Raw genomic sequence first — 23,015 nt, forward strand, 5'->3', positions numbered from 1 at the left:
ACCAGGTCTATGCGCATGGCAAACCCGATCGCATGGGGCGCGCAGGCTTTGCCGGCAAAGGTGGCTTTGAAGGACATGTTGGCCGGATATTCGCCAGCGTTCGGCGGACCCGATCGCGCGCGGAAGCACGCTTCAAGATGGACGGGCGTGTCCATTTCGGGCGTGCCCGGAACGGAATGGAATCACTGCGCTGATCCGGATCGCGCGCAGGCCGCTCCCAGGAGATGGCCGCTGCTCGGTTAGCGGCTTTGCCTCAGTGGTCGGATGAATTCCTCGCGTTCCCCAGCAGCTGAATGCCCCAAGGGGTGACAGCGTGATCTTCCGCGCGCTTCACGCTTCTTTCCAGGCGGGCCTGCCGGCGACGGCTTGCCCGCAGATCCGTCCTAATGGTGTGGATAGCGAGATCGCAGAATGGTCATGGCTAGCCGCGATAGCACTACATACAGAGCGCCAACAAAACAGTACAGGAACGATGGGAAAAGGAAGAAGCCGAGCATCTCATCTTGGCCGAAAAAGACCAACCAGCCAGTGATGACCGCACTGAGAAAGATGAGGACTTCAGCAGCGTTTGCCGCACGCTCGAGGATTCGGCGTTTACGCTCGTTCATGGCCATGCCCCCTACGGCGATGCCAAAACAACACTCGGCGCGCAAGAAACCAAATCGCGGGCACAGTCAAAGCGCCCAGGGCCGACCATGGACCAATCGCCGCCCTGCCCACCGTCACGTACACGAAGTGCATGGCCATCAGCCAGATCGCAAGCGACGCGCAGGCAAACAGCCAAGTTCTGCAGCCGATTACTTTTTCCATAGTGGATTCCTTAGCGGCTCTCGCCGTGGATTTGGTGACCAAAGGATCCATCTACCGCACCGTCGGCTTTGTCGCTATTGGCATCTTTCGTGCCGACAAAGACGCTTCCAAGGAAGGTGCAGAAGTTCATCATGAAGAGATACGCGACGACGCCAGCTGCCGCCTGCATGGCCACGGCCGTCAATCCATTACCTGGGATCTTCAGCGTACACAAGACAAGAATCACCAGGAGCCCGAAGGTGAGTGCCGCATTTTTCTTAGCTGCCATGTTGTGTTCCTAAGAGGTTGTTCGTTTGGCGTTCCGCAGGCCTATGCCGAGCCGACCAGGTTCCAGGCTAGAACGAAGATTGCGACGAGGACCTGGCCGCCTACGTACCCGCCGAAAATGCCCAGCGCTATTGCGCTTGCTTGCGATCGTCGCGTTTCGCCATTCATCCGCGAGGTGAGCGACAAGTAAACGGCGCACGGAAGCGCAACCCCGAGTGGACTCGCGAACGTGACGATGCTCCTGCTATAGCCGAGGTAAAGCACCACGTAGAAGCACGCGAGCATGAACAGCACGCCGGCCGTAACGGCAAATGCGACCACACGCGAATCCCGATCGAACTTGGCGCCCGCCATCGGCTGCGAAGGCACTGGCGTTGTGGCATCGGTCGAAGATTCAAAGACAGATTTGATCGGGAAGCGTGTACTCATGGACTTTTCCGAGGCGTCACATCTGTGCATTGCGAACGCGTACCCAAGCGCCAACGCTCGGGTTCTCGATGTACTGGGCCGCCTTCCCCTCGAAGTTGGTCTTGGCGTTGCAATCGATTGCCATCATGTACAGCCGGTCACCTTTCTCGCTCACGAGGTCGAAACTCCGAACACCGTTCTTGCCGTCGCCATCGAATTTCACGGTCGCATGCTCTTCCGTCAGTAGGCGAAGATCCTTGTCGGAAACGCTTGCCAAGCGATGGCTCGCTTCAAATGTACGCAGCACAGCCTTATCGTTCTTGATGCTGATGTGTTCCTGCTTGACCTCGTTATCAAGGTAGCGCGCGAAATCCCCCTCCGGGCTGCACGTTGACGCGGCATGAGCAGCACCTGCCAACGCGACCAAAACGGCTAACACAAGACTCGACTTCAACATTTGTTCTTCCATTTTAGTGTCTGCCGGCGTCCGGCCGGGTGCGGGGCGCAGTTCTCGCCAAGTTGGGTTTTCCTATTTACATGACTTGACGAGGATTCCTGCGCCAGTGCAACCAGCCGTAGGAAATGCTCGCCCCCACACCAATGACTCCTAGCATCATGGCGAGCCAAGACAAAAGTGTTAGCAGCCCAGTCGTCACCAGGTGAAGGGTTGTTCCGGTCTCTGGCAGTACCTGGCTCCACCAGCTCCAGACGATAGCCGGAATTTCGGGCTTCACCATCCCGGCAAAGAGCCATGCAAATAGCATGAGCGTGATACCCCTTTCAGAGGGCTTAGGCGAGCCATAAGCCTGGTCTAGCCAGATATAGGCAGCGCAGCCAATGGCGAAGATGACAAGGACGACGAACGAAAGCAGATGCAACACAGGAATCTCCGATCTTTCCTAGGCCTTCCGGGAGTAGTGGATGCAGCCAAACTGCGGGCCGGTTATCACCATCCCACCGATCACGTAGTCATGCCGCCCAGGATCGGCCGGCTTCGCAATCTCATCCGGAGCCAATTCGTGCGGGCTCAGTTGGAATCGCCCGCAGGCGCCTCGCTCGATGGTGCCCTTCTCTATGTGCTCAAAGGGCTCAAGCCTGCGCCAGCTCGTGCAGTTTTCGCAGGTCTTGGTGCTGCCGTATTCGCCGATCATTGCCAAAACTCTACCTAGTTCTTGGTGACCAAGGACGCATGAAATGCCGCCAGCGATGACACGACGTCAATGCCAACGATATGTAGCACTACACCGGCTACGACCACCATCGCCACCGCAGAAAACAAAGCCTTTCTGAACCACGGCAACCGTTCGTCGAACTCCCGTTGCCGCATTCGCATAAGGTGTGGTCCATAGAGACTATCGTGCAGCCCTTCGTCCACCTCCTTGCGGACGACAACGTTTCGGATGTGAAAAATGCCGATAGCAATCAAAAACCACGCCAAGCTGGCTGAAACAGCAGAGCGGGCAAAGTAGATCGAAAGCACGAGCGCAAAGGTTGGGGCGAAGAGCCACAGCCCGTAGAAGCATCGGTTGGACCAAGTGGCAAGGGGAATCTCGTAGCCACGCACAAAGAGCGATTTCGGGGTCATGCTTTTCCCTTGGAAGAGGTTTCCTTTCGGGATTCTCCAGGCATCACACCTTTCCTTTCTTACCGCACAGTGAGCACACTGCACCGCCTTGAAGCCGCACGCTTCCGTCGCACCTTTCCTTCTCTTGTGTGACGTAGCAACGCTTCTTCTCATTATCAAGATTTCGCTCAAGGCGCCCTTTCAGGAGGCCCTTCTTAAGAGGCTCTGACTCATCCGGTGGGATGGGAGGATTAAGCGGTGGTTTCGACATGGGGTTCCTCGATTGATCGAAGTTTGAGCCAATAAGCTCGGCTCACCTTATGCTCTGGAACGTCCGCGTTTACGCAACATCAGCGGCCGCGGACCCCGTCATTCATCCCGGCGATGCCCGAGAATCAGTGGCGACCAAATCTCGACGAGCAGGGTCACACCGAACGCCGCGACAAACCCGAAGGCTGTCAGCTCGAGTAACAGCACGATTTGCCCCATGGTTGGCACCGCAAACAGCGGTGTACCCCAACCAACGACCAGTCCACTGAGTACGGTCCAGGCGACGAAGAACCACCACCCGATACGTTTCGACTTGCTACGCTGATTCATTTCTCGATTCCTTATGGCCCCGTTCTGACCGCTCTCCCGTGGCATCGACATGGCTTTCGTCGAACTCACAGACGCCGTATAGGCACAGCCCGCAGGCGACCTAACTGTCACCAGCCCATTGGGGCCAGTGCGCAGTGCTTATACGAGCTCATCGTTTCGTACTCGATCACCGTGATTGTCTTTGCCTTCTCGTCAAAGCAGGCAACGAGGTGGGGCATCCGATAGAGCCCCATTTCCACCGACTTGACCAACGTGTTCTGTACCGCGCCCGCGAAATCCCGCGTTCCGTAAAGGACGCCGGCGGCGTTGAATACGTTCGGGTCCACGACGTGGTCGACCTTCGTGTTCCAGACAACCTTATAGGAGCACATGCCGGCATAGTGTTCGACTAGTCCCCGCAGCGTTTTCGCATCGCTCGGCGCCTTGTAGTCGCCATCGACACACGGCGCACCTCGGGACGTCGTTTCCTGCAGGAGCTTGTGATAGTTGGTCGCCACTCCAACCAGACACACCGCGGCCACGATTCCACAAAGAATCCAGCCGAGTTTTCCCCATAGCGTCGAGCGTGCTGTCTGATAAACGGTCACGTTTGCATTGCGCATATTGACTCCTCCCCAGTGTGCAGTTGTCTACTTTTGAATGCGGGCGAGGTCGACGCCGCCAACCTGGTCGATATCGCAGGTGCCTTTCACCCACACCCCGGTCGGCACTTTGTCGAACGGAATGGGGTCTGTCGTCTTGTACTGCGCGAACGAGTAGGCTGTGCCCCCGGGCGTATAGAACCGGCATCCGATGCCCGCGTCACGAAGCGCTTTCGCGTATTCGCTGTGACCGAACTTGTAATACACCTGGCGAACGCCGGTCGCGTCTTTGAGCGTGGTTAGGACAACCGTCGAATCATCCACGGCCTTTCCAGTCAGGAGCGCTTCCTCGCGTTCCCGGATCTTGTTGCTCGACACCCAGTCGGACAAGGCGCTCAGCCTGTCGGCGATACCCCATATGACAAGGCCCAGCACAAGAAGCGATAGCAGAATCGCCCCTGGGGATGTAGCTCGGCTTCGAGCAGTGTTTGCGCTGGAATTGTTCACCGTACCCCCCTTGAATCAGCGCACGCTGCGCTGCTTCAGATTAGCCCAGCCCTTCACCTTTCCCGTCTCGGCGCGATGCACGATTCGTTCCGGTCGCTCAGGAATGGCGAGGTTGTAGTACGTAATGACCTGGCCAAGCTCGTCGTCGCGATGCAACGCGGCTTCGACCACAGTGTCGTCCCACAGCCAGAACAAGTACTGCCCATGATCATCAGGCAGGCCGGCAGTGAAGGTGATGTTCATCGTCGATGACATGGTCATGTGTTCCGCGTCCTCAGCTCATTTGGGGACGCAAGTTGTCTTCAGTACACCGTCTTTCGCAAGCTGCTTTGCCGCTGCCTCGCAGGTGGGCTTGCCGGAAAACTCGGTGGAATGGATTGCTTCGACCTGGCCAGTCATGGAGCTGATGGCGATCATGATGAGAATGTAGGTTTGCATTTGTCAGCAGTCAGTCGAGTAAGCCGTGCTCGCGGAACAGCGTCACATCGTCAGATTCGGCTTTGGTTGGATCACCGCCCGCCGCAAACAGGGTCCGCACCGCCGGCGTAACGCCACCCTCCAGCCGGAGCAGCGCGGCGACGGCACTGAAATATCCCCGCGCCCGCTCGATAGCGGCATCCGGAAGCGTCGTGACAGTCATGCCTTTGCCATTCCCGCGCATTTCGATCCGGACGGAACCGGTTTGGTCGCCTTTGACAACCTGACCGACTTGCCCCTGGATGACAACAACGTTGCCCGCGGCGTCTGTGATGATCCGTGGCATCAACGCGTCACTCCCAAGGCCAATTTGGGCGGGTTTTCCGAGGCGAATCGACATGCAACGTGCCGGGTCCGCCGATACAAACGTAGAAGGTTGCGACGAGCACGAGGAAGACGATGAGATAACGGACCCAGTCTGGAGCCCCGGCGATGTTCACGGCATTTCCGATGGCAAGCACCAATGCGACGGCGCAAATCGTCCAAGCAAGCTTATTCCAGCCCCCCAGGACAAGTCCTGCAAGGACGGTCATAACGGCAAAGAAAGCACTCGTTATCGCAATGATTTTCAGCATATGTGAATCTCTAATATTGGCGCCCTGACGGCACCGCCGCGAAGCAACAGACTCCGCGCCTTCAACAACGCTATATCGGCAAACGTTCTGGATACTTAACCAATGGGGCATTCCAGCCGGTCCAGAGCCCTGGAGACCCACGAATAGCGATACCGCTGGGCTAACTCCCGAGCACGCACCCCTCTTTTACACTTGGGCACGCGGATTTCAAGAGTGGCCTGCGTTTCGGCCTAGACCGGCTTCCGAGACGAGTTCGGATCGAGGTGCGTCCGATTACCGGGTACTCCGGTACCGCGTTCCAATCCGGATTTCCGAATCAGCCGACAGCCGCCGGCGGAAATCAGTTGGGCCGTGCGGGCAGCAAAAGAGGTCAGGGCTTTTCGATGAAACGAGCTCGTTGGCAGCCCCGATTCCCGTTCGGATCCGGCGTATTGCAAAGCGCTCCTAGATCCTTGGATGTCTGCTTTGCGACTACGCCAGGCACGTAGGCGTATCCGATGAGTTTCCTTGGAACCCGATATTCCCAGGTTCCATCTGAGATTTGCTTGAAATAGACGACATCAAGCAAATGCCCCTTCGCCCATTTGTCTGGGACCAGCCCAAGCTGTGCAGCCCGGTACATGAGGAATGAACCGTCTGCGCCTATCTGGAATAGGTAACTCGTACCAAGGAGATACGCAGCTGCAGCAAAAATCACCCCCATCACGATGAGGGCAACATCTTGGCCTTCGACTTTTCGGCGGTTGGGCATCTTCATTCCGTTCGGTTCAGTTCAAGAACCAGTTTAGTGGCGCCGGCGTGCCGCGCGCGGCAGTCGCCTGGACCTGATGTACCTGGTCCGACAGCGCTTTCCCCAATTCGCCAGGAGCGACCTGCTCGATGCATCCCGCCAAGCTGACCGCCGGCCCGGCAAGCTGACACTGCCGAAAGTCCGCAACGGCTTGGGCCTTGTGTGGATCGCCTGAAGCCCACGCGTTTAGCCTTCCCTCCACGAACTCAGAAGACATTGCCGATGCCGCGGTGAACTGCCCTACCACGAACGCGGCCGAGATCGCGATGAGCGTGATGGTGGCATTGCGAGCGATTCGCTCGACGTTGGCCCAGCGCTTGACGTCTTTCATACGGTCCTTCCAGCTCACACCCTGTTCAATTCGATTCATGACCATCTCCTAGATTGGGCACGCTGCCCATACCTAGAAATGGCACCCAGTCGGCAAAACCGGCAACGCAAGTTACACATTTCAACTATTTGGAGAGTCGTGTGGAATCGGGCATGCCGTCGGAACTATCGACTGTGACTGCTCCGCACTCGATTCGGCCGATCTGGATGTCCAGCGGGAAGAGGGTTAGGCCATAGCAAACTGCCTCACTAGTGGCATTGCAGATGTTCCAGGCCTCCTCTGCGGACGTAGCCCCGCACGTGGCGCAACGCCTCGCTTCGGCGCTCGCAATGCTGGGGCTCTGAGGGGTGTTCATGAATGCCTCCACACGTTATTCCGGATCACTCACATTTCCTCTGGATGGGCGGGGATGTCGGGCCGGTACCGGGATCGCCTCCCATCGTCGCTGCGTGTCTCCGGCCAGATCCACCTAACCACTTGGCGACATCCGTGGGCGCCTGCGTGGTGCAGGTCACGACCACTGCCCGGGTAAGGCCCGGTTGATGGAGACTCCGGTTGCCCGCCGCATCCTCACGCCTCAATTTCCTTAACGGATTTCGCAGGAACGCTTGGATCCGCTGCGACTCTTCGCTTGGCGCCGATCCCATTGTGCCGACGCAAAGTTCACGGTGCTCAGGACAAACACCGGAAGCGCGAAGATGAGGAACGCAAAAACGCTCACGGCGAACGCGAGGATATTGCCGTCCAGCAAGAATGTAACGCCCGCGGTGCCGGCGAGGAGCAAGCCAAGGATGCTCGCAAAGAGGAGGAGCGCCGCCGTCCTTTCGGTTCTCCAGAAGAGGCGGATGTCTTCAAGCATTTCGTGCACTTCATTCTCCTTCCGTTCGGGATTGAATCCACAGCGGTTGCTGCGGGACTTCGTTGCTATGGACAGAACCGGTGTTCAGTGAAGCGTGTCGCCATTCAGCACACGCACCGCCTGAACGGCCGCAGCCTCGTCTTCGGCGCTGCCGACGGCGTTGTCCTTGGCATCGTGCAGACGCCACTTGCCGATCGCGCGGCTTGGCACGAACTCGTACGCAAATGGGCCGGTGGCGTACGACAGCTGCTCCTCATTGATCCGGAATCGGCCATTGGTGCTGTGACGGTTTGTCAAAGGTTGCTCCCTGGATAAATGGAATTCGTACGGATGACCGCTGCGGCCACAAACGCCCCGCCATCTGGGGTCGACACGTGGCTACGCGGCCGGATCACTTTGACCGAACACATTGTTGAGCTTGCACCGGCCCAGATTGTCTTTCTCCAACATGCCCGCTCTCAGCATCGCGTCGATGGTCCGCTGGTCGACCTGGGAAGTCTTGCCTATGCTGTGCATCACAAAACGCCCGCTCTTCGAGTCGAAGACCACGGATTCGCCGGCGTTGACCCGATTGATGATCTTTTGCTGCGCGGCGCTCGGCTTTGGCACGGTCGCTTTGCCCCCTTTACTGCAGTAGCTGAGCGGAATGTGGGTACCCAACTTTAGGAGGATGTCCGCATGCGCATGCCGGTTTGCCTCCTCTGGCCGCATGTCGAAGGCCAGGTAGGCCGGCGTTCCACTTGAGATCACCCGCGCCGCCTGCTGGCCGATCAACCCCGATATCTCCGATGTGGCGTCCTTGAGCGCCTGGGCCCGCATCTCCCATGGCAATTCGCCAATCTCACGTGCGGCGCGCGTGTACTCACCGCCCTCGCCAAACGCCTCGTATGGAATGTGCTCGTACTGCATGTTCATCTCCCTTCTCAGGCGCGTGCCCGTATTGCCGCTGATCGGCTTTCGTCCAACGCAGTCGGTCGTGTCAGACGAGATCAGGCTCATCGCGAACCAAGAGCTTCCCTTCCGAGAAGGTGAATTCCTTTTCCTCATAGGAATGGCGCGAGGTCTCAAGCCGCAGGAAGCCCCAGATGGACCCATCCTCCACTAGGCGGGCAGAACTGACGCTGACCACTCGGGCCTGAATCAACCCGCCACGCCGCGTGGCCAGCAACTGTGGCTCACCGGAAATCGAAATCCCTGCCGCACTGAGCATCGCATTCAACTGTGCACCGGCTGCATCGCGTCCTGCCCTCACCCGTTCCTTCATCTTGTCGGTCAAAGCGGACCGTGCCGCCTGATAGTTGTGAATGAGCTCATCGGCGCCGTCGCCCAGAGCCCGCTTGATGTGTTCCAGGCTGCGGCCGGAGACATCTCGTTCGTCAAGCAGCAGATTGAAGATCACGGACGCGCCAAAGCGGTCGTTTGCAGTGTTCACGGCTTCCACGATGGCCGCCGGATCGAAGTGCGCCGCAGGACCGGCATCAGGCTGGGTTGCTGATTCACAGATGGCTTCAGGCATAGATCCTCTCGTTCATGTCAGCCGTACGTGCTCGAGCTACCCAATATATCGACGGCGCGCAGCAGATCCAGTTCCGCTGATGAGTCACAACCATGCGCTCGACGCCCACGGTGCTGCCGCAACCGCCCTGCACTCCCGATAGGAATTTGCCGTTGCGTCTCCGACAGTCGTTCCGCCGTTCCCAGTAAACCTGGTTACCTTGCGCGTCCTGTTCCATAAAGGAATCTGTCAAGCGCTCCGAATGGCAAGGCGCGGTGCAGATGACGCCTTACTCAAGCGCCGCCAGCTGGAGCAATACCTCGAAGCGCCGCAAAGATCGCGTCGAAATACCCATTGAGTGCAAGCCGCTCCTCACCCACTGGGTACGCCCGAAGGTCCGCATCCTCTTCAGCCATTTCCTGTTGGGATGTGCCCAATACTAGGTAGGGGCTGATTTGGCCTCGTGCGGCCAAGCCATCCTGGACATACGCCTCGAACGCCCGGGCAATCATCTCGTGGCGCTGATACCAGTACTCACCCTGGCGTGGCATTCCCGCAATCTTCCAAGCGTCTCGGAGGAACTCGGACGCCTGCCCTGTCCTTCCGGTGAAGCTCAAGATCTCTCGCAACGCTGGGAGCAACTTAGGCGCCGATGGGTGTGATGCGGCTGGGAAGGCCCAATCGTGCAATGACAGGTAACCATCTGCAAGCCTGAAGTAGGAAGGGTTGACCCACTGGACGAGATAGGCATCTAAGGCATGCCACCATTCGTGCGCCACCGAGCCGGCACCGCGCTTGCGGGTGTAATTGAAGCAACGCAGCCCGGGCTCGTAATGGGCAAGCGCCCGCCCGACGCCGCGCGCCCCTACGGCCAGCGCCAGCCCCTTGAGCCCGATCCAACGTGGCTTCAAGCCGAGAAAGGCGGCCAGATCGTGCAAAGCGTCATAGAGCTCGTTGACCCACAGTTGCCGCTCGGCCTGTCCCAAGGATTCCCCAAACTGGATGCCGCGGAAGCCAAACACGCCCATCAACTCTTCTGGCGTGACGTCTCGCCCTTTCCGGTGGTCTGCGCCAACCCGTTCAATCTCCCGCGCTCGAGCGGCCCTGCCGGCACCGACCGCGCTTGTGCCTTTCGCAATGTGTTGACGGGCTGACTCCAATGCCTCTGCTCTGGTCAGGATTTTCTCGGCGAGCAATGTGTAGCGGTTCCCCTCCACCCGCCCGACGGCCCAGGTGCCGTCTGTGAGTTTCACGGGGACGATGGCCGAATCGAAGGCGTGGGCGTTTTCAGGCCATCCGAGATCCGGCAGCCAGGTTGCGAGAGCCAATTGGCGCAACGTCAGGTTGAATGGCCCGCGCAATCGCCGCGATCCCCGGCCCAGCGCAAGGAATACCTGGACGCCCCGATCACGCAAGGAGAGGTTAGGCAGGTTGGGAAGTTCGAATCCTGCCGCGCAGGCGAGATCATTCGGCATGCGTTCCACGTCTGCAACAGTCCGAGCACGCTCGAAGAGATCTCGGATGAGGGGAGCAGCCCGCTCGAAGGCAATCTGCCAGTCGCGAGCACTGCACTCTTTCATGCCCGATTTAGGGCGGCTGGCAAATCCTGAATAGAGGACCGCCAGTTTGGCCACGACCTCGCACGGTCGCCCTTCATCGATCCACAGCTTCCAATCAGGCTCTGGCCAGAAGTCAGCCAGGCAGACCGCCTTCCCCTCATTCACCTCGGCATCATTGGAGCGGTGCTTGTGGGCGTAGGGAATCGTCTCGCCGGCATCGTCAATCTCAGATCTCATGGCAGTCTCCTCCCGACAGGAAACCGCTGGCGATGCCGGTTAAAGGTTGCCATATTCACGCCCTCCACCAGCAGCAAGCCTGCATCCCACAGCTTCCAAACGGGAATTTGCACTGCGCTCACCTCTTAGGCGACACCGACTGGTCGGTTGGCAGACCTGATTGCCGTTGAAGACCCAGGCTCGGCAGGTCCGCCAGCCGCGCGTGACGGCCGATTCATTCGCCCACGGACGCGCGCCCGCCAGTTGGCACCACCACTCTCCGCTGGGATCCTGCGCGCGAATGCACTGCCGCCGCGTAGCTGTACGGCCTTCATGCGACATCAAGCTCACCCTCTGCATCTTCCTTGCCGGAACCGGGCGAACCACCGTCAATCACCACGAGCATGTTGTCCAGGTAGGTGGCACTCGTCTCCAACGGCGTATCGGCCATCACGCGAACGTGCACCCGCGACTTGAGGATCGCCTCCAGATCCGCCTGAAGCGGCGGCGTCGGCTGGCCCATCTCCCCGAATGTCACAAACTCGTACGGAACGGTCGTGTCCTGCGGACGCCGCCTGCCCATCGCCCTGGTGCCGACCATGTACAGACTGATGAAGCCGTGTTGATCAAGCGCCGCCGACATCGCCTCGATGTGAGGCTGCAGGGCGTCCAACTCAGCGACCGCGCGATTCTTGTGAACCTCGCCCATATTCACCACCGTTCCGCAATACGCGCTGATGATGTTGACCCGTGAGTGGCCAAGTAGCCGGGCCACCAGCTGGGCAGCAACCCGGGTCTCCCCACGCAAAGGACTGTTGCCGCCTCGGATCGCACTCTTTACGCCAGAAAGGTGCTCGAACTCGTTGTTGGCCACCTCGTGGCGCAGTCCATGAAGCGTGACGCCGAGGTCCGCCTTGGTCAGACCGAACTTCCGAGCCAGGTACGACAGGTGATTGGCATTGGCCTGCAGGGATTTCCCCGGCCAGCCGAGGTGACCATCACGGTCGCGGACCACCGACTGGAGTTCCTTGAGCACGGCCAGCTTCTCAGGCGTATCCAGGGGAAGCACGCGATACCGCCCGCCCTTCGTACCCTTCTTGATCGGAAGGCCAGTGCCACTCGCCGCGATGGCCGCCTTCAATTCGTCCCGAGTCACGTTGACATCGCTGAATGCGAGGATGTTCGTCACGCCGCCCTGATCGATCGTGGCGTACGGACGAATACACACCATCTCGAGCCGACGCAGACCCCAGGTTCGTCCCGCCAGGAGCATGAGCCCCGCGCGTTCGTCGGCCGCCCGGATCTGAGCGAGCTTTCCGTCGATGTCCACGCCGTTGCCGGACCAGCTCTTGTCCACCTGCGCAGAGAGCGTGCGCTTGGCAGCATCCGGGTCATCCTTCACGAAATCCTCGGTGGGCCCAATCATGTCGGCCTTGCCAATCCAGGAAGCGAAAATACGGAATGCCGTCAGACGGTTCTGAATGGTTGATGCGGACTTCCCCTCATCCAACCATTTCTTCACGAGCGCCTGCATGTGCTTCTTCCGGAAGCTGTGGATAGTCTCAAAGCGGAATCCGAGCAGCTTCAGTTCCTCGAAACCCAGAAAGAGAATCTTCGAACGTGCTTCCTGGGTACGATCCGATGCGCGCCGATCTCCCCGGACAGTCCGGAGGTTCTCTGGCTTCTTGATCAGATCGGTAAGCTGCTTCTTCCAGTTCCACGAGGTCGAGTACATGCCTTCCGTCCCCTTCCGGCTTGGATTTCGCCCCGTCCCAGTCCCTTCGAAAAAATCATCCATCGCTTGGCTCCGTGGTAGCACTGACCACGCTTTGTGTTTCTTTCAACCGTCCAGGCTCCATAGCCCAGATGCCATCGAATTCCACTCCCCGGTCTCATCCCCGCAGGAATCGACGCTTTGACGCATCAATCCCTCCGAGCATGAGGCCGGCTGTCTATTGCTTGCACCGCGTTCCTACAGGAATTGCTTGGTCGCTTCCGTAGCGACAGGGGTTGGCAGGGCCGTACGTTAGAAACTCTCGGAACTACATAACCAATCCCTTGGCTATGCAATTGCGCTGGTGCGCCATCCTCTCTTGTGTCAAAGAGAGGAGCCTAAGTCGCGTTTGTTGGAGGTGGCGACACCCTCGGATTGTCATTTGGCGCACTCCAGCGCCTCCTGAACGAATCTCTCTCCTCCCATTCCATCCCTTGCGGCCACCGAACCGTGACGGGTTCGAGCAAGTTGCCAGATACCAGACCCGCCCACGACACGCCTCAATGGGCGCTCGCAAACGGGTAGGTCGACTTCCATGCGGTTAGCACGAAGCCGCGTCCAGCGGAATGAGAGTCATCGGAAACAAGAAGCACATCGCGCGCTTCGCGCCAGTAGCCCCCCCGTGTAGGACGGGAGGCTGGCGGCTGGCTCCCTATAGGAGCGCTCACACAGCTTTTTCATCGGTGGTGTGCACCGATTTCATATTGCGAAACCCAACCGACTAGACCTTCCTAGCGGAAGCACCTATTCGCGGGTTGTGGGGTGCCTTGGAAATTTCTATGCGTGTACGAATGCCGAACCCGCGCTCTAAGCGCGAAGCATGCCGGACCAACCCGGCAGCTGTCGCTGCAGGAGGTCATCGCGGATTTGGATCGTCACGTATTGAAATGCCGTTGGCGGGCGTTGCCACGTCTACGCCGATTTGGCGAGCCGCACGAATCCCTGAGGGATCCACTTCATACCTTTTGCCCGGTCGATCCTCATCGGATTCCGGGCGGAGCGGTCTGCGCTCCAATCTTCCACAAGTTCGAACGCATTGCGCGTCCTGATCCGAAGCCAGCCTTCTGGCAGGCGTTCGGGGGCTAGATGCGGCCCAGCTGCCGATCACCGCGCCGAGGCGCAGTAGATGGCGTGCAGATTATGGCGCCGCGCATTTCTTGTCAAGAATGAATTTTCCCTTCAGCCCCGCTCTACTGTTTGTAAATTCCTCCGATTCCTTTCTACCTACGGTGTTTCCTGCCGCATGCAGGGACACTCTCTTTGTAACACCGTTCATAAAAACCAGAGCGCCTGTCCTCGCCGCGTTCCTCTAATAGCGGGGCAATCCCCGAACAGAGACGAGATTGAGTGGAGATCCAACCAAGTCTCGACAGCGCGTGGCCGAACTTGTCCTCCACTTGGCCTCTGGACGGACCAAGCGTGGCCCCATATGCCTGCCAACACTGGAAAGCAGCGAGCATAACGGCCCCAAATTGGCCTTGAGCAGCTCATTACTGGCTCATCTTGGCCATTGTGTGGCCTCGAATTGGCCACAATTCGCAAGAACTTCTTGCCAGGAAGTTACAGGAACCATATCCTTGCCGTACTTCTTGCGGAGAACCTTAAATGTCAAAGTCCACCCCTGCGATCGTTCGCGCTATCGATGTTGGCTACGGCAACACCAAGCACACCCTTTCCCAACTCGACATCGACATGGATGTCAAAGTCGGGCTTTTCCCCTCACTCGCACCTCGGGCTACGCAATCGGACTTCACTGGTGGGTTGATGGCAAAGGTGGACCGAATTGTTGTTCAGGTTGATGGCGAGAACTATTCGGTCGGTGCAGACGCTCTTGCCGAATCCAAAGGTATCTATAAGCGTGAGGTGGCGAGTGCATATTCGACTTCGCGCGCATATCGCGCACTCTTTCTCGGAGCACTCCAGAAGATGCGGCTGAACGCCATCGACTACATGGTCGTTGGCCTACCTCTGACGACCTATGACCGGTACTCGAAGGAGCTCACGGAGCTACTGACGGGAACGCATGAAGTGCCAAATCCTGTGGCACACGACCAAGTCCTCAAAGTCGACGTCCGCCGGGTGAAGGTGTTTCCCCAACCGAGCGGTGCCTTCTACAACTACGCCGTTCCGCGCAAGCTGCTCCAGTCGATGTCGCAGCAGACCAATCTGGTTCTTGACCCTGGCTATGGCACGCTTGACTGGTTCGTCACCGAGGGCGCAAAGCCGCTCACCGGCCGATGCAGCGCGACTCCAAAGTCAGTTTGGGCAGTTATCAGCGCAGTCGCGGATCACATTGGCCCGGACCTCACGTCGAACCCCCGGACTATGTCTCGAATCGACAATGCTCTTCGTACGGGGAGCCCGTTGACCATCAACGGAAAGACTATCGACATCAGCCCCTTCAAGCCTCTTGTTGACCAAATCGTCGCCGATGCCATCAATGAGATGCTCATGTCGATCGGCAACCTTTCGGACATTGACAACATTCTCATTACCGGAGGCGGAGCCCACTTGTTCGTCGACCACGTCAAGAAGGAACTCGGCAAGACCCACAGCCAAATTCACGTTGATACTGATCCTGTGTACAGCAATGTCCGCGGCTTTCAGTACGCCGGCGAGTTCTGGGCCGCAATGGACCGACAACGCGCTGCCGCATAAGGGGGAGCCATGGCACGTACTTCAGCCGGTCGCCGCATGAGGTTGACCGTCCCGCCTCATCACGCCGTCAATCGACATCTGGGGAATCTCGACGAAGAATCCGATCTCAATGCAGAAGTACTTCGGCTTGCAGAGATCGGAGCCACTCTGGAAGAGCTTTGCGGACCGATGCGTTCCGTCGCCGATATCGTGAAACTCTTGAACTTCAGGGGGGGGCCATCCCTCTTTGCGCCGGCTGCTGTGGCGCCAATTCATTCTTCCCTGCCGGCACCAGCAGCCCAGACGGACGCATTGATTCTTGGAGCAGCGCCCCCTTCCGCTTCGATACAGGCGACTGTTCCCTCCTCGAGCGTTGCGCAGACGGCCGGGGTGAAACTCGGCGAGCCCGAAGACTCACATGTCGTTGACGCTTCGCTGGCAGAACACATGTGGATCCCTGAATAAGGGGGCTAGAACTTGGGTTGCGCTTCTGTAAATTTGAAAGCGTGGAGCAACTCAAGGAGGATCAAATGACTCACGAATATCTGTGCGAACACGCCCAACTCGACCGCCGAAGCGTACCGGCCCAACTGCGCGGCCGTGGGGACGGCCGTGACGAGCTCTATGAACTCTTCTTGCGAGTGGAGGGGCTCGGGAACAGCCTGGTCGAAAAGGATGGCGTTGTGGAAGACGCTTACGCCGAAGCAGTGGCCGGCCGACATTTCCCGCCGGCGATCGCTTGGATTTTGATCCGCCTCGGTCGCGTGCTGGCCAAGTTGGATACTGCTAGCCTCAAGCTGGACCGTTTCGCGAACAGCTGCGATATCGACCCGCCGGCCGGAGGTGGCCGACGCCAAGTGCCCTTGCGATACAGCTATGTTTGAACGCGCATTGACCGCTAAAAGTCGCCGAAGCTACTTCGTGTCTCGGTTAGCGAGCTGCCTCGTCATCGCCCTGCTCGTCTGCAGTCTGCCTGCCAAGGCAGACTGCTTCGACGACGCCGGTGCATACCAATCAGTGAACCCCTATGTACTCAGGGCGATCGCCTGGTACGAATCGAAGGGGAACCCGACTGCTGTCCACAGGAATTCCAATGGCTCAGTAGACGTCGGCGAATTGCAGATAAACTCGGTGCACTTTCCCGAGCTTGCAACATGGGGAATAACGCCTTCAGCACTTATGGACCGATGCATCAACATATATGTTGCTGCCTGGCGGCTGAAGACGAAGATGGCAAAGTACGGTAACACTTGGGAAGCCATCGGCGCCTACCATTCTGAGACGCCTCAGCATCGGGACAAGTATGCCCGTGCCATACAGCAGATCCTTACTTCCTGGGGACAGGTGACGTCGCGCTGAAGGCGTCTTGCGGCATCGTTGCCTACAATGGGGCGACCGTGCACTCCAAACTCACCAGTGCGCGGGCTAGTGATTCTGTGGGTTCCGGTACGGCACTTGTGCATGCTGACCGTGGAAAGAAAATGGGCTTGCCGGTAAGGACACCGCCAAGCCCATTCGATCATTTAGTAGACGCAGCTCGCGTAGCTTGCGAAACAACTATTGGTGCCGGAACCATTTAAGACCCATCGGTTGTTGCCACTGTCTGGATACGAACCGTCCGGGGCATGGCTGAAGGAACCGCCGTTGTACCAAGTCAGAACATAGCCTCCACCGACCAACTTGGACCCAGCGGGACACTGAGCGATTGCCGCACTATAGTCGCAAGTTCCGCTGCCAGCCACTTGGAAAGGCTGTCCCATTCCTGAGGCCAACTGCCAAACGCCACCTTGGCAAGAGAGAATCTTTCCGTTCGGATCTGTAGTGATGCCCGTCCCTGAGCAACCATAACCTGACCAGGCGGTCGCTGCCATTGCCAGGGCTGAGTTCACGACCGCTCCCCCCTGCAAATAGGTGTAACCATTGTGTACGGTCGTACCGTTGAGCCAAGTTACGCCGCTGTGCGTAGAGTTGCCCGCTACGTTCAAATCCTGGTAGGCATTGATCGTCCCAGAATTCATCGACGCCCAAGAGCCATCTGTATGCTGGATGTAGGTGCCGCCGGGAGCACGAAGCGCAATGTTGCTCGAGTCGCCGTAGAACTGCGTTCCTGCAATCTTGACACCAATGCCTGGCGTGCTGGCCACAAATGCACCACCTGAGGTAGTCACGTTGCCCGTGGCACCCAAGGTGGAAACGTTACTCATTGAGTTTCCGTTCGCATTCATGGGGCCGGTCAGCTTCCTCGACCCATCCAGCTTGTAAAACTGACTTAGGCGAGCATCCGTCGCGGAATAGGAGCCTAGACGCATTGCCAGGGTACCCACAGGCACACCCGACATTGGAGTCTGCCACCCATTGCCTGTCCCGATGAGCTTCCCCGCATTGCCAGGAGTAGACATCCCAGCATCCGCGCCAGCGGCCTGCATTGCGATGCCGGCCAAATCATTGCGCACCGCCCCGCTTGCATCCGTGTAAGGTGCAGTCGAGACTGCGTAACCGGCCAACGAGCAATTTCCGCTAGCGCAAACTTGCGACACTGACGATGTGAAGGTCTGCCCGTTGGGCGCCACGCTGCCGAATCCGGACGGCAGGTATCCGAGATTGATCAGCTCGGGCACGGTGGGTTTATAGGGGCTGGCAACCCCTGGCACAGATTGCCCGGCCATGATCTGCTGGCCATAGTCACTGTAGTACCCGTTAATCCCCCCCTGAAACTCCACAGCCCATTGCCCCGTTGCCTTTGTAAGCGACTCGTCGACTGCCTCGGTGGTGTTGGCGAACTGCCCTCCCAACGTCATGGTGGCAATCGTCAGCGCCAACGCCGTATCAATGAGCATGCTGCCCTTCTGTCGCAGACGAGCACGTCGCGCAGTTGCCGTCGCCCCTGCACGCCACATAGGGGGGCGCCCCACCACGTCCTTCCAATCCAGTGTCTGATTCATAGAATGCCATCCCCTGTGTTTCGATGATCCTAACGATGTCCGCGTTGCTTCCGAGCGCATAAAACTTCCCATCAGGAAGTATAGGCGATAGAAGTGCCAAGAAAAAAGGCGCTCACGGGCGCCTTTGCCAAATGTTCGACCTGCGCAGGCCGCATCAGGTCATGAGATACACCAGCTTGTTCGCGTTGTTCGTGCAAGTCATGTTGGCCGGATTGAACGTCACCGTCGACGACTTGATCACTGTGCCGTTGATGGAGATCTGCGACGCTGACCGCATGATTGCCGAGATGATCGGCTGACAAGCCGAATCAGGTAGGTTGGTGATTTGATACTGCACGGAGTCGTTCGCGATGTTCAAGGTGCCCGGCGTAACGGTAAGCAGGCCGCCGCCAGGCGAAACAGTAACGGTGCCGGCGGTGTCCTGCATGGAAACCAGGTTCTTGAAGAACCCACCAGTATCCAGGGATGCATTCGAAACGTTGGCGTACTGACCTGCGTACGTCGATTTCACTTTGCCGGCCAACGAAGTCAGGTCGTTGCCGAGCAGATTGGTTTGCTCGCCAACGCTGTTCGAACTGAAATATGCGTACGAGCCGACCACGGCGATCAGAATCACGAGCAAATAGAGGCCGTACTCGACCAACACGCTGCCCCGCTGCCCGTTGCCCTTCAGATGAGCACACGACTTTGCCCAACCCAGACGGCGCGGCCGCTGCGCCAGGCCGCTCTTTTCCACTTCAGTAAAACGAATATCCATGATGCTCCTCAGCACGTAATAGAAGGAAAGTGCGCCACCGCCACGAACGAAGCGTCGACCGTTCGCGCCTCCACATCCGTGAACTCGGCGCGACTCAACCATTGCCACTTCTTCCTCGGAATCAGTAAAACACGTCCTAGAAGCACCCGAAATAGCGAGAGAGAGCCTATCGGCGGGGTCATTCGGACGGAAATCGAATGCGTTTCGGCTCAAGAGCCACGCATCATCATGTTCAACTGGATGATCTGTTTGAACTCATCGCCCATCTTGAACGTTCCGAAGTAGAAGCTCATCATCAGCAGAATGACGCCAATAACAACGATGTATCGGAGCGTGGTGGCCTTCTTCTGCATCTCGACCGGCGCCGTCGTACGAACGATCTCACCGACCTTGCCAAGCATGGTCGACATATCGTTGTACGAGGCCAAGTCAACGATCCGGTAGTAAGCTCGATCGTTGACTATTCCTGTATTGAACGCTTCGCCCTTCGCGTTAGGCTCCTGCTCGAAGTTGTCGAGGATCTGCTTGATGTGCCATCTCAGCCAGGGATAAGCTTCGGGCTCCATCTTTTCCAAAGCGTCTGGAACTGTCTGCACCTGGGTCCCGACTTTCGTAGTGGCCGCTCCGAGCGAAGACAGGAATGACGCCCCGCGAAAGTCTCTGTAGAACTGATAGGGAAGAAAGTTTCGGTCGAGCCACGGGCGGAGTTTCCCGACATAGTTTGGGAAGGACCACTTGACCCACCATATTGCCAGCGCTTCGAGCGCGAGAACTGCCCAGCCCCAGCTGCGAATAAACTCGCCAACTGTGTTGAATAACTTGCCAACTGGGCCCCACTGTTCGGGTGGGATCATCCCCCCGATCGTTCTCAAAAGTCGCGGCATGAGCACGAAACCTTCAACGCCAAGGAAGACGTGGAAGATCACAATGGCTGCAACTGCAGTCATCAAAACAGTGCGTGCGACCTTCTTCGCGGCCTCCATTCCAAGAATGCTTTCTGAGAGTTGCTTCAAACCAACCTTGAGATCACCTGCTCGCTCGGCAAAGGAAAGAACGGTTAGGTCTTCCGATGGGACGGTCCCGGTGAGCGCTTCAGAGAACGTAGCAACGTCCTCGTCCATTCGCTGAAGCCAAAACGCCGCGAGCTTGCCTTCCGGCAAGGAGCCATACCGTTCAACATAGGGCTCAAGCAATTCCCGGATGTTCCGGCCAGGCTGGGCATCCATAATCCCAGCCAAATCCCCGTAGAACTCCCCCCGGCGCTGTTTAAAGTCGAGTATTGCAAGATATAGACCGCGACCGGCTGTCGGATCGGATGTCGCGGTCGTTCTGCCAAATGGCAATCGAGCAAGCATGGTTTTCATGCGACAACCCCCCAGTTCCTCTGCAGGGAGTCAAACCGCTCTTGCGCACCGGCGAATTTTCCCAGACCAAAGCGCTGCTGCTCGCTCTCATACTGCTCGAAGGTGCCAAACTTCTCTTCGATTTCAAAGGGCGACACTTCGCCTCGCGAGCAGCGATACATAGCAACTTCCATTGCCGACTTACCGACCGAGTCTTCCTCGTTGAAACCTGCTGTGCGCTGCTTGTTGACGTACTTGATCAGATCGATGTTCCGATGATCGCGGATCATCTCCAGCATGTAGGTATCGAGCTCAAGCATCTCGGCGACCACCTTACGCCCGGCAATGCCATTGAGTTCAGTTAATCCTGGCTTGCGGCATTTTTCGCACCCGTGGAGATTCGTTATGAAGATGCCGTCAACGTCGATCTCAAACAGGCGTTCAAGGCGATGCAAATACTCCGGGCTAGCAACTCGAGTTGCGGGGAATTCCTTACAACACTCGCAGTTGATCGGCACGAGTGCTTGGTAAACAAGCAAGTTCATGAACCCAGGGGTCGCCATGACTTCACGGGGAATCCCCAACTCCGACGAACAAAAGCGGTCGATACTGCCAATGTGTGACGGAGCGTGAACCGTAGTGAACCCAAGGTGGCCGGATTCGACAATGTCACGGAACATCGAGGCGCTTTCCAAATCACGACACTCACCAACAAGGACTGCGCTGGGGTCCATACGCTTCAACTGCCGCTTCCAGCCAATAAATGAATCGCCTTCCGTATCAGTCAGGGAACGCGACACGTTGAATTGGCGTACGCCAGGAATCAAGTACTCGACCGGATCTTCAACCGTGTACTTGGCCATCGTAGCGGGAAGACCGGCCATGTTGGTCTGCATGGTCGTCGATTTCCCCGAGCCGACGATTCCAGCGACAGTGATTCCGCCCTTGTGACGGCTGATTGCGTTCCGCCACATATGGATCTGCTGGTCGAAGTAGCCGAGCTCCTCGAGAGACTTGATGCTTTGCATGTCATCCTGGAACAACATGCGCAGCACAACGATGCTACCGAGCGCGGTCCGACCTGACGCCCAACGGAACAGAACCTCACGGCCTTGAATCTTCAACTGCAGTTGGCACTGCTGCAGGATGTTCTCGTTGTACGAGTTGTGAGATCCATTCTGCGACTTGTTGTTGTACAGGTACGCGACCATGTCCAGCAACGTATGCGTGTCGATCCAAAACTCGGGCGGCTGCACCAGCTTTCCGTGGATTCGGAACGAGACCTGAGATTTCGCCTGCCGGCGGTTCATTTCGATATGCAAGTCCGAGGCCTCATTTGCAATCGAGAACTCGCCCATCAGTTCGAACTGCCGGTAAAGAGCGCTTGCGTTCTTCTGCTCGAGCGACACAGCAGCAGACTTGCGCCGACGATTTTCCATCACCCGGTCGCGTGCGAGATCAATCAGTACCTGATCAGAGGCAATGTGATAGCCATCAGCAACAAGGTCCCACTTGACTGCCAAGTGCGCAACGAGCTCCTCGACGTAGTCGTCGTTTCGCATGTCCTTGGTCAGAATGATGGCGTACTCGCCCCGCTTCTTACCTTCAGCATTTGGCGGGGACACCTCCACTGGACAAACACATTGACGCATGGACGGCGGCATCTGGACCAGATCGTCGTCATACATCTTGCGTGTAAAGAGCGGAAGCGCGTCAACAGTGGAGATGACCACCGAGTCGTCAGCATCGCGGTCCTGAGGACCAATGCGCGGCGTTGCAATCTCGGCAGCGTCGGAATCGATCGTTACCGTGCCTTGAGGAGTCCCACCGGGAGACGACGGGGGCACCCAAGCACCCGACGAAACGATGTCCACGGGATTTCCGATGACCGGCTCAGCGCGATTCACGCTCGCCTCACCCCTGTTCAGAATTCGATTCAGCATTTAGCGTGCTCCTACGTTTCCGCCCATCATTTGACCCATTCCCATCGGCATGCCCGGTGCGGTAGGGGGCATCCCAGGCTGCGCGACTGCCTGCTTGTTTCGCGCTGGAGCAGGGATCCCCGTGTCATCTCCGATGCTGAACCCCTCATCCACAAGGGACTCGAAGTGCTTCACGGGCCCCCGAGCGGGTTTCAGATCGGCGCCCTCCGAGTTGATCGCAACGACGGTGTATCCACGCACCTTCTTTCCAACCCAGATCTGGTGAACAACTCCATTCCACATGAGGTACCCAGACAGATCCGGGACAATCCCGAAGCGAGCAAATAGACCGTCGCGGGGCTTTGGCTTCCCGCTCTCTGCGTCTTGTGCAACGGGCAAAGGCGCCATCGGCGCAGCCACCTGCGGAATCGATCCGGGAACACCAGAGTTGGCGCCTGACTTGTCGCTTTCTGTCAGGGCCTTGAGCGTCTTCGCAGCCTCTGCATCGATGAGCTCCGCGGTCGTGGGGCCACCCGCTTGCGCGCAAGTCCAAACGAGCGAAGCCACGAGTCCTGCAGCAATAAAAATTCGCTTCATATTC

Annotated in this window: 31 protein-coding genes; 5 read left to right on the plus strand and 26 right to left on the minus strand. The window is 58.0% G+C overall.

From position 1 onward, the window contains the following. Positions 1–383 precede the first annotated feature (383 nt). The 13 genes from V6657_RS30040 to V6657_RS30100 all read right to left on the minus strand — a co-directional run bounded on the left by V6657_RS30040 (position 384) and on the right by V6657_RS30100 (position 5,554). On the minus strand, positions 384–608 hold the full coding sequence (locus V6657_RS30040; RefSeq protein WP_024979460.1) for a hypothetical protein: 225 nt from the start codon (positions 606–608) through the stop codon (positions 384–386). A gap of 212 nt (positions 609–820) precedes the next feature. Next, positions 821–1,078 carry a hypothetical protein gene (locus V6657_RS30045; RefSeq protein WP_024979459.1) on the minus strand — a complete coding sequence of 86 codons (258 nt, stop codon included), beginning with the start codon at positions 1,076–1,078 and terminating at the stop codon, positions 821–823. Between the two features lie 41 nt (positions 1,079–1,119). After that, positions 1,120–1,506, minus strand: a complete 387-nt coding sequence (locus V6657_RS30050; protein WP_024979458.1) for a hypothetical protein — start codon at positions 1,504–1,506, stop codon at positions 1,120–1,122. Positions 1,507–1,522: 16 nt separating this feature from the next. After that, complete coding sequence (locus tag V6657_RS30055) at positions 1,523–1,954, minus strand: hypothetical protein (RefSeq protein ID WP_024979457.1); 432 nt, start codon at positions 1,952–1,954, stop codon at positions 1,523–1,525. 64 nt (positions 1,955–2,018) lie between these two features. Further along, a complete protein-coding gene (locus V6657_RS30060) occupies positions 2,019–2,366 on the minus strand; it encodes a hypothetical protein (protein WP_024979456.1) in 348 nt (115 codons plus the stop codon). An 18-nt stretch (positions 2,367–2,384) separates the two neighbouring features. Beyond that, on the minus strand, positions 2,385–2,636 hold the full coding sequence (locus tag V6657_RS30065; protein ID WP_024979455.1) for a hypothetical protein: 252 nt from the start codon (positions 2,634–2,636) through the stop codon (positions 2,385–2,387). A 14-nt stretch (positions 2,637–2,650) separates the two neighbouring features. Next, on the minus strand, positions 2,651–3,070 hold the full coding sequence (locus V6657_RS30070) for a hypothetical protein (RefSeq protein ID WP_024979454.1): 420 nt from the start codon (positions 3,068–3,070) through the stop codon (positions 2,651–2,653). Between the two features lie 348 nt (positions 3,071–3,418). Next, positions 3,419–3,649 (minus strand): hypothetical protein, encoded by a 231-nt coding sequence (locus V6657_RS30075; RefSeq protein ID WP_024979453.1) that lies wholly within the window; start codon positions 3,647–3,649, stop codon positions 3,419–3,421. A 107-nt stretch (positions 3,650–3,756) separates the two neighbouring features. Beyond that, positions 3,757–4,251 carry a hypothetical protein gene (locus tag V6657_RS30080; RefSeq protein ID WP_024979452.1) on the minus strand — a complete coding sequence of 165 codons (495 nt, stop codon included), beginning with the start codon at positions 4,249–4,251 and terminating at the stop codon, positions 3,757–3,759. Positions 4,252–4,278: 27 nt separating this feature from the next. After that, entirely contained in the window at positions 4,279–4,620 is a 342-nt protein-coding gene (locus V6657_RS30085) for a hypothetical protein (protein WP_231973550.1), read from the minus strand. 132 nt (positions 4,621–4,752) lie between these two features. Further along, the gene (locus V6657_RS30090) at positions 4,753–4,998 is read right to left on the minus strand and encodes a hypothetical protein (protein ID WP_231973551.1); all 246 of its coding nucleotides are present in this window, start codon (positions 4,996–4,998) and stop codon (positions 4,753–4,755) included. 18 nt (positions 4,999–5,016) lie between these two features. After that, positions 5,017–5,175 carry a hypothetical protein gene (locus tag V6657_RS30095; protein ID WP_197495080.1) on the minus strand — a complete coding sequence of 53 codons (159 nt, stop codon included), beginning with the start codon at positions 5,173–5,175 and terminating at the stop codon, positions 5,017–5,019. Between the two features lie 10 nt (positions 5,176–5,185). Next, positions 5,186–5,554 carry a hypothetical protein gene (locus tag V6657_RS30100; RefSeq protein ID WP_231973553.1) on the minus strand — a complete coding sequence of 123 codons (369 nt, stop codon included), beginning with the start codon at positions 5,552–5,554 and terminating at the stop codon, positions 5,186–5,188. Here V6657_RS30100 and V6657_RS30105 point away from each other — a divergent pair. Beyond that, the gene (locus V6657_RS30105; RefSeq protein WP_152959368.1) at positions 5,553–5,795 is read left to right on the plus strand and encodes a hypothetical protein; all 243 of its coding nucleotides are present in this window, start codon (positions 5,553–5,555) and stop codon (positions 5,793–5,795) included. The two genes, V6657_RS30100 and V6657_RS30105, sit on opposite strands and share 2 nt — an antisense overlap. A gap of 364 nt (positions 5,796–6,159) precedes the next feature. Here V6657_RS30105 and V6657_RS30110 read toward each other — a convergent pair whose 3' ends face one another. The 8 genes from V6657_RS30110 to V6657_RS30145 form a co-directional block, all read right to left on the minus strand. Continuing rightward, complete coding sequence (locus V6657_RS30110) at positions 6,160–6,546, minus strand: hypothetical protein (protein WP_024979447.1); 387 nt, start codon at positions 6,544–6,546, stop codon at positions 6,160–6,162. Between the two features lie 10 nt (positions 6,547–6,556). Further along, entirely contained in the window at positions 6,557–6,949 is a 393-nt protein-coding gene (locus V6657_RS30115) for a hypothetical protein (RefSeq protein ID WP_024979446.1), read from the minus strand. 547 nt (positions 6,950–7,496) lie between these two features. Next, positions 7,497–7,769 (minus strand): hypothetical protein, encoded by a 273-nt coding sequence (locus V6657_RS30120; protein ID WP_024979445.1) that lies wholly within the window; start codon positions 7,767–7,769, stop codon positions 7,497–7,499. An 84-nt stretch (positions 7,770–7,853) separates the two neighbouring features. Beyond that, positions 7,854–8,066 carry a hypothetical protein gene (locus tag V6657_RS30125; protein WP_024979444.1) on the minus strand — a complete coding sequence of 71 codons (213 nt, stop codon included), beginning with the start codon at positions 8,064–8,066 and terminating at the stop codon, positions 7,854–7,856. A gap of 81 nt (positions 8,067–8,147) precedes the next feature. Further along, positions 8,148–8,678, minus strand: coding sequence for a hypothetical protein (locus V6657_RS30130; RefSeq protein ID WP_152543761.1), 531 nt, complete (start codon positions 8,676–8,678; stop codon positions 8,148–8,150). 70 nt (positions 8,679–8,748) lie between these two features. Then, complete coding sequence (locus V6657_RS30135) at positions 8,749–9,285, minus strand: hypothetical protein (protein ID WP_024979442.1); 537 nt, start codon at positions 9,283–9,285, stop codon at positions 8,749–8,751. A 272-nt stretch (positions 9,286–9,557) separates the two neighbouring features. Further along, positions 9,558–11,060: an LPD1 domain-containing protein gene (locus tag V6657_RS30140; protein WP_024979441.1), complete on the minus strand. Its 1,503-nt coding sequence runs from the start codon at positions 11,058–11,060 to the stop codon at positions 9,558–9,560. A gap of 310 nt (positions 11,061–11,370) precedes the next feature. Beyond that, positions 11,371–12,774, minus strand: coding sequence for a phage integrase N-terminal domain-containing protein (locus V6657_RS30145; RefSeq protein WP_231973555.1), 1,404 nt, complete (start codon positions 12,772–12,774; stop codon positions 11,371–11,373). A gap of 1,644 nt (positions 12,775–14,418) precedes the next feature. On the opposite strand from V6657_RS30145, the gene V6657_RS30150 reads away from it, so the two are divergent. From V6657_RS30150 to V6657_RS30165, 4 genes are all read left to right on the plus strand, one after another. After that, complete coding sequence (locus V6657_RS30150) at positions 14,419–15,471, plus strand: PRTRC system protein D (RefSeq protein ID WP_024979439.1); 1,053 nt, start codon at positions 14,419–14,421, stop codon at positions 15,469–15,471. A 9-nt stretch (positions 15,472–15,480) separates the two neighbouring features. Further along, positions 15,481–15,915: a hypothetical protein gene (locus V6657_RS30155; protein ID WP_080693747.1), complete on the plus strand. Its 435-nt coding sequence runs from the start codon at positions 15,481–15,483 to the stop codon at positions 15,913–15,915. Between the two features lie 65 nt (positions 15,916–15,980). Next, positions 15,981–16,334, plus strand: coding sequence for a hypothetical protein (locus V6657_RS30160; protein ID WP_080693746.1), 354 nt, complete (start codon positions 15,981–15,983; stop codon positions 16,332–16,334). Further along, complete coding sequence (locus V6657_RS30165; protein WP_024979436.1) at positions 16,327–16,809, plus strand: lytic transglycosylase domain-containing protein; 483 nt, start codon at positions 16,327–16,329, stop codon at positions 16,807–16,809. Before V6657_RS30160 ends, V6657_RS30165 begins: the two co-directional genes overlap by 8 nt. A gap of 164 nt (positions 16,810–16,973) precedes the next feature. Here the strand turns inward: V6657_RS30165 and V6657_RS30170 are convergent, their stop codons facing one another. From V6657_RS30170 to V6657_RS30190, 5 genes are all read right to left on the minus strand, one after another. Beyond that, on the minus strand, positions 16,974–18,287 hold the full coding sequence (locus tag V6657_RS30170; RefSeq protein WP_338755988.1) for a hypothetical protein: 1,314 nt from the start codon (positions 18,285–18,287) through the stop codon (positions 16,974–16,976). 259 nt (positions 18,288–18,546) lie between these two features. Then, positions 18,547–19,149, minus strand: a complete 603-nt coding sequence (locus tag V6657_RS30175; RefSeq protein ID WP_024979434.1) for a type 4 pilus major pilin — start codon at positions 19,147–19,149, stop codon at positions 18,547–18,549. Between the two features lie 209 nt (positions 19,150–19,358). Further along, on the minus strand, positions 19,359–20,513 hold the full coding sequence (locus tag V6657_RS30180; RefSeq protein WP_024979433.1) for a hypothetical protein: 1,155 nt from the start codon (positions 20,511–20,513) through the stop codon (positions 19,359–19,361). Then, entirely contained in the window at positions 20,510–22,435 is a 1,926-nt protein-coding gene (locus V6657_RS30185) for an ATPase, T2SS/T4P/T4SS family (RefSeq protein WP_024979432.1), read from the minus strand. The genes V6657_RS30180 and V6657_RS30185 overlap by 4 nt, the downstream gene beginning before the upstream one ends. Continuing rightward, positions 22,436–23,011 (minus strand): hypothetical protein, encoded by a 576-nt coding sequence (locus V6657_RS30190; protein ID WP_048935416.1) that lies wholly within the window; start codon positions 23,009–23,011, stop codon positions 22,436–22,438. Positions 23,012–23,015 lie beyond the last annotated feature (4 nt).

It is taken from the genome of Ralstonia sp. RRA, from assembly GCF_037023145.1.
Lineage (GTDB): Bacteria > Pseudomonadota > Gammaproteobacteria > Burkholderiales > Burkholderiaceae > Ralstonia.

Bases quoted from the DNA above. Each gene is read 5' to 3' on its own strand.
- V6657_RS30120 (WP_024979445.1), bottom strand. From the start codon at position 7,769: ATGCTTGAAGACATCCGCCTCTTCTGGAGAACCGAAAGGACGGCGGCG.
- V6657_RS30075 (WP_024979453.1), bottom strand. From the start codon at position 3,649: ATGAATCAGCGTAGCAAGTCGAAACGTATCGGGTGGTGGTTCTTCGTC.
- V6657_RS30190 (WP_048935416.1), bottom strand. From the start codon at position 23,011: ATGAAGCGAATTTTTATTGCTGCAGGACTCGTGGCTTCGCTCGTTTGG.
- V6657_RS30140 (WP_024979441.1), bottom strand. From the start codon at position 11,060: ATGAGATCTGAGATTGACGATGCCGGCGAGACGATTCCCTACGCCCAC.
- V6657_RS30130 (WP_152543761.1), bottom strand. From the start codon at position 8,678: ATGCAGTACGAGCACATTCCATACGAGGCGTTTGGCGAGGGCGGTGAG.
- V6657_RS30185 (WP_024979432.1), bottom strand. From the start codon at position 22,435: ATGCTGAATCGAATTCTGAACAGGGGTGAGGCGAGCGTGAATCGCGCT.
- V6657_RS30040 (WP_024979460.1), bottom strand. From the start codon at position 608: ATGAACGAGCGTAAACGCCGAATCCTCGAGCGTGCGGCAAACGCTGCT.
- V6657_RS30070 (WP_024979454.1), bottom strand. From the start codon at position 3,070: ATGACCCCGAAATCGCTCTTTGTGCGTGGCTACGAGATTCCCCTTGCC.
- V6657_RS30155 (WP_080693747.1), top strand. From the start codon at position 15,481: ATGGCACGTACTTCAGCCGGTCGCCGCATGAGGTTGACCGTCCCGCCT.
- V6657_RS30135 (WP_024979442.1), bottom strand. From the start codon at position 9,285: ATGCCTGAAGCCATCTGTGAATCAGCAACCCAGCCTGATGCCGGTCCT.
- V6657_RS30080 (WP_024979452.1), bottom strand. From the start codon at position 4,251: ATGCGCAATGCAAACGTGACCGTTTATCAGACAGCACGCTCGACGCTA.
- V6657_RS30105 (WP_152959368.1), top strand. From the start codon at position 5,553: ATGCAACGTGCCGGGTCCGCCGATACAAACGTAGAAGGTTGCGACGAG.
- V6657_RS30090 (WP_231973551.1), bottom strand. From the start codon at position 4,998: ATGACCATGTCATCGACGATGAACATCACCTTCACTGCCGGCCTGCCT.
- V6657_RS30065 (WP_024979455.1), bottom strand. From the start codon at position 2,636: ATGATCGGCGAATACGGCAGCACCAAGACCTGCGAAAACTGCACGAGC.
- V6657_RS30160 (WP_080693746.1), top strand. From the start codon at position 15,981: ATGACTCACGAATATCTGTGCGAACACGCCCAACTCGACCGCCGAAGC.
- V6657_RS30055 (WP_024979457.1), bottom strand. From the start codon at position 1,954: ATGGAAGAACAAATGTTGAAGTCGAGTCTTGTGTTAGCCGTTTTGGTC.
- V6657_RS30180 (WP_024979433.1), bottom strand. From the start codon at position 20,513: ATGAAAACCATGCTTGCTCGATTGCCATTTGGCAGAACGACCGCGACA.
- V6657_RS30175 (WP_024979434.1), bottom strand. From the start codon at position 19,149: ATGGATATTCGTTTTACTGAAGTGGAAAAGAGCGGCCTGGCGCAGCGG.
- V6657_RS30165 (WP_024979436.1), top strand. From the start codon at position 16,327: ATGTTTGAACGCGCATTGACCGCTAAAAGTCGCCGAAGCTACTTCGTG.
- V6657_RS30150 (WP_024979439.1), top strand. From the start codon at position 14,419: ATGTCAAAGTCCACCCCTGCGATCGTTCGCGCTATCGATGTTGGCTAC.
- V6657_RS30110 (WP_024979447.1), bottom strand. From the start codon at position 6,546: ATGAAGATGCCCAACCGCCGAAAAGTCGAAGGCCAAGATGTTGCCCTC.
- V6657_RS30170 (WP_338755988.1), bottom strand. From the start codon at position 18,287: ATGCTCATTGATACGGCGTTGGCGCTGACGATTGCCACCATGACGTTG.
- V6657_RS30050 (WP_024979458.1), bottom strand. From the start codon at position 1,506: ATGAGTACACGCTTCCCGATCAAATCTGTCTTTGAATCTTCGACCGAT.
- V6657_RS30100 (WP_231973553.1), bottom strand. From the start codon at position 5,554: ATGTCGATTCGCCTCGGAAAACCCGCCCAAATTGGCCTTGGGAGTGAC.
- V6657_RS30045 (WP_024979459.1), bottom strand. From the start codon at position 1,078: ATGGCAGCTAAGAAAAATGCGGCACTCACCTTCGGGCTCCTGGTGATT.
- V6657_RS30115 (WP_024979446.1), bottom strand. From the start codon at position 6,949: ATGAATCGAATTGAACAGGGTGTGAGCTGGAAGGACCGTATGAAAGAC.
- V6657_RS30145 (WP_231973555.1), bottom strand. From the start codon at position 12,774: ATGTACTCGACCTCGTGGAACTGGAAGAAGCAGCTTACCGATCTGATC.
- V6657_RS30095 (WP_197495080.1), bottom strand. From the start codon at position 5,175: ATGCAAACCTACATTCTCATCATGATCGCCATCAGCTCCATGACTGGC.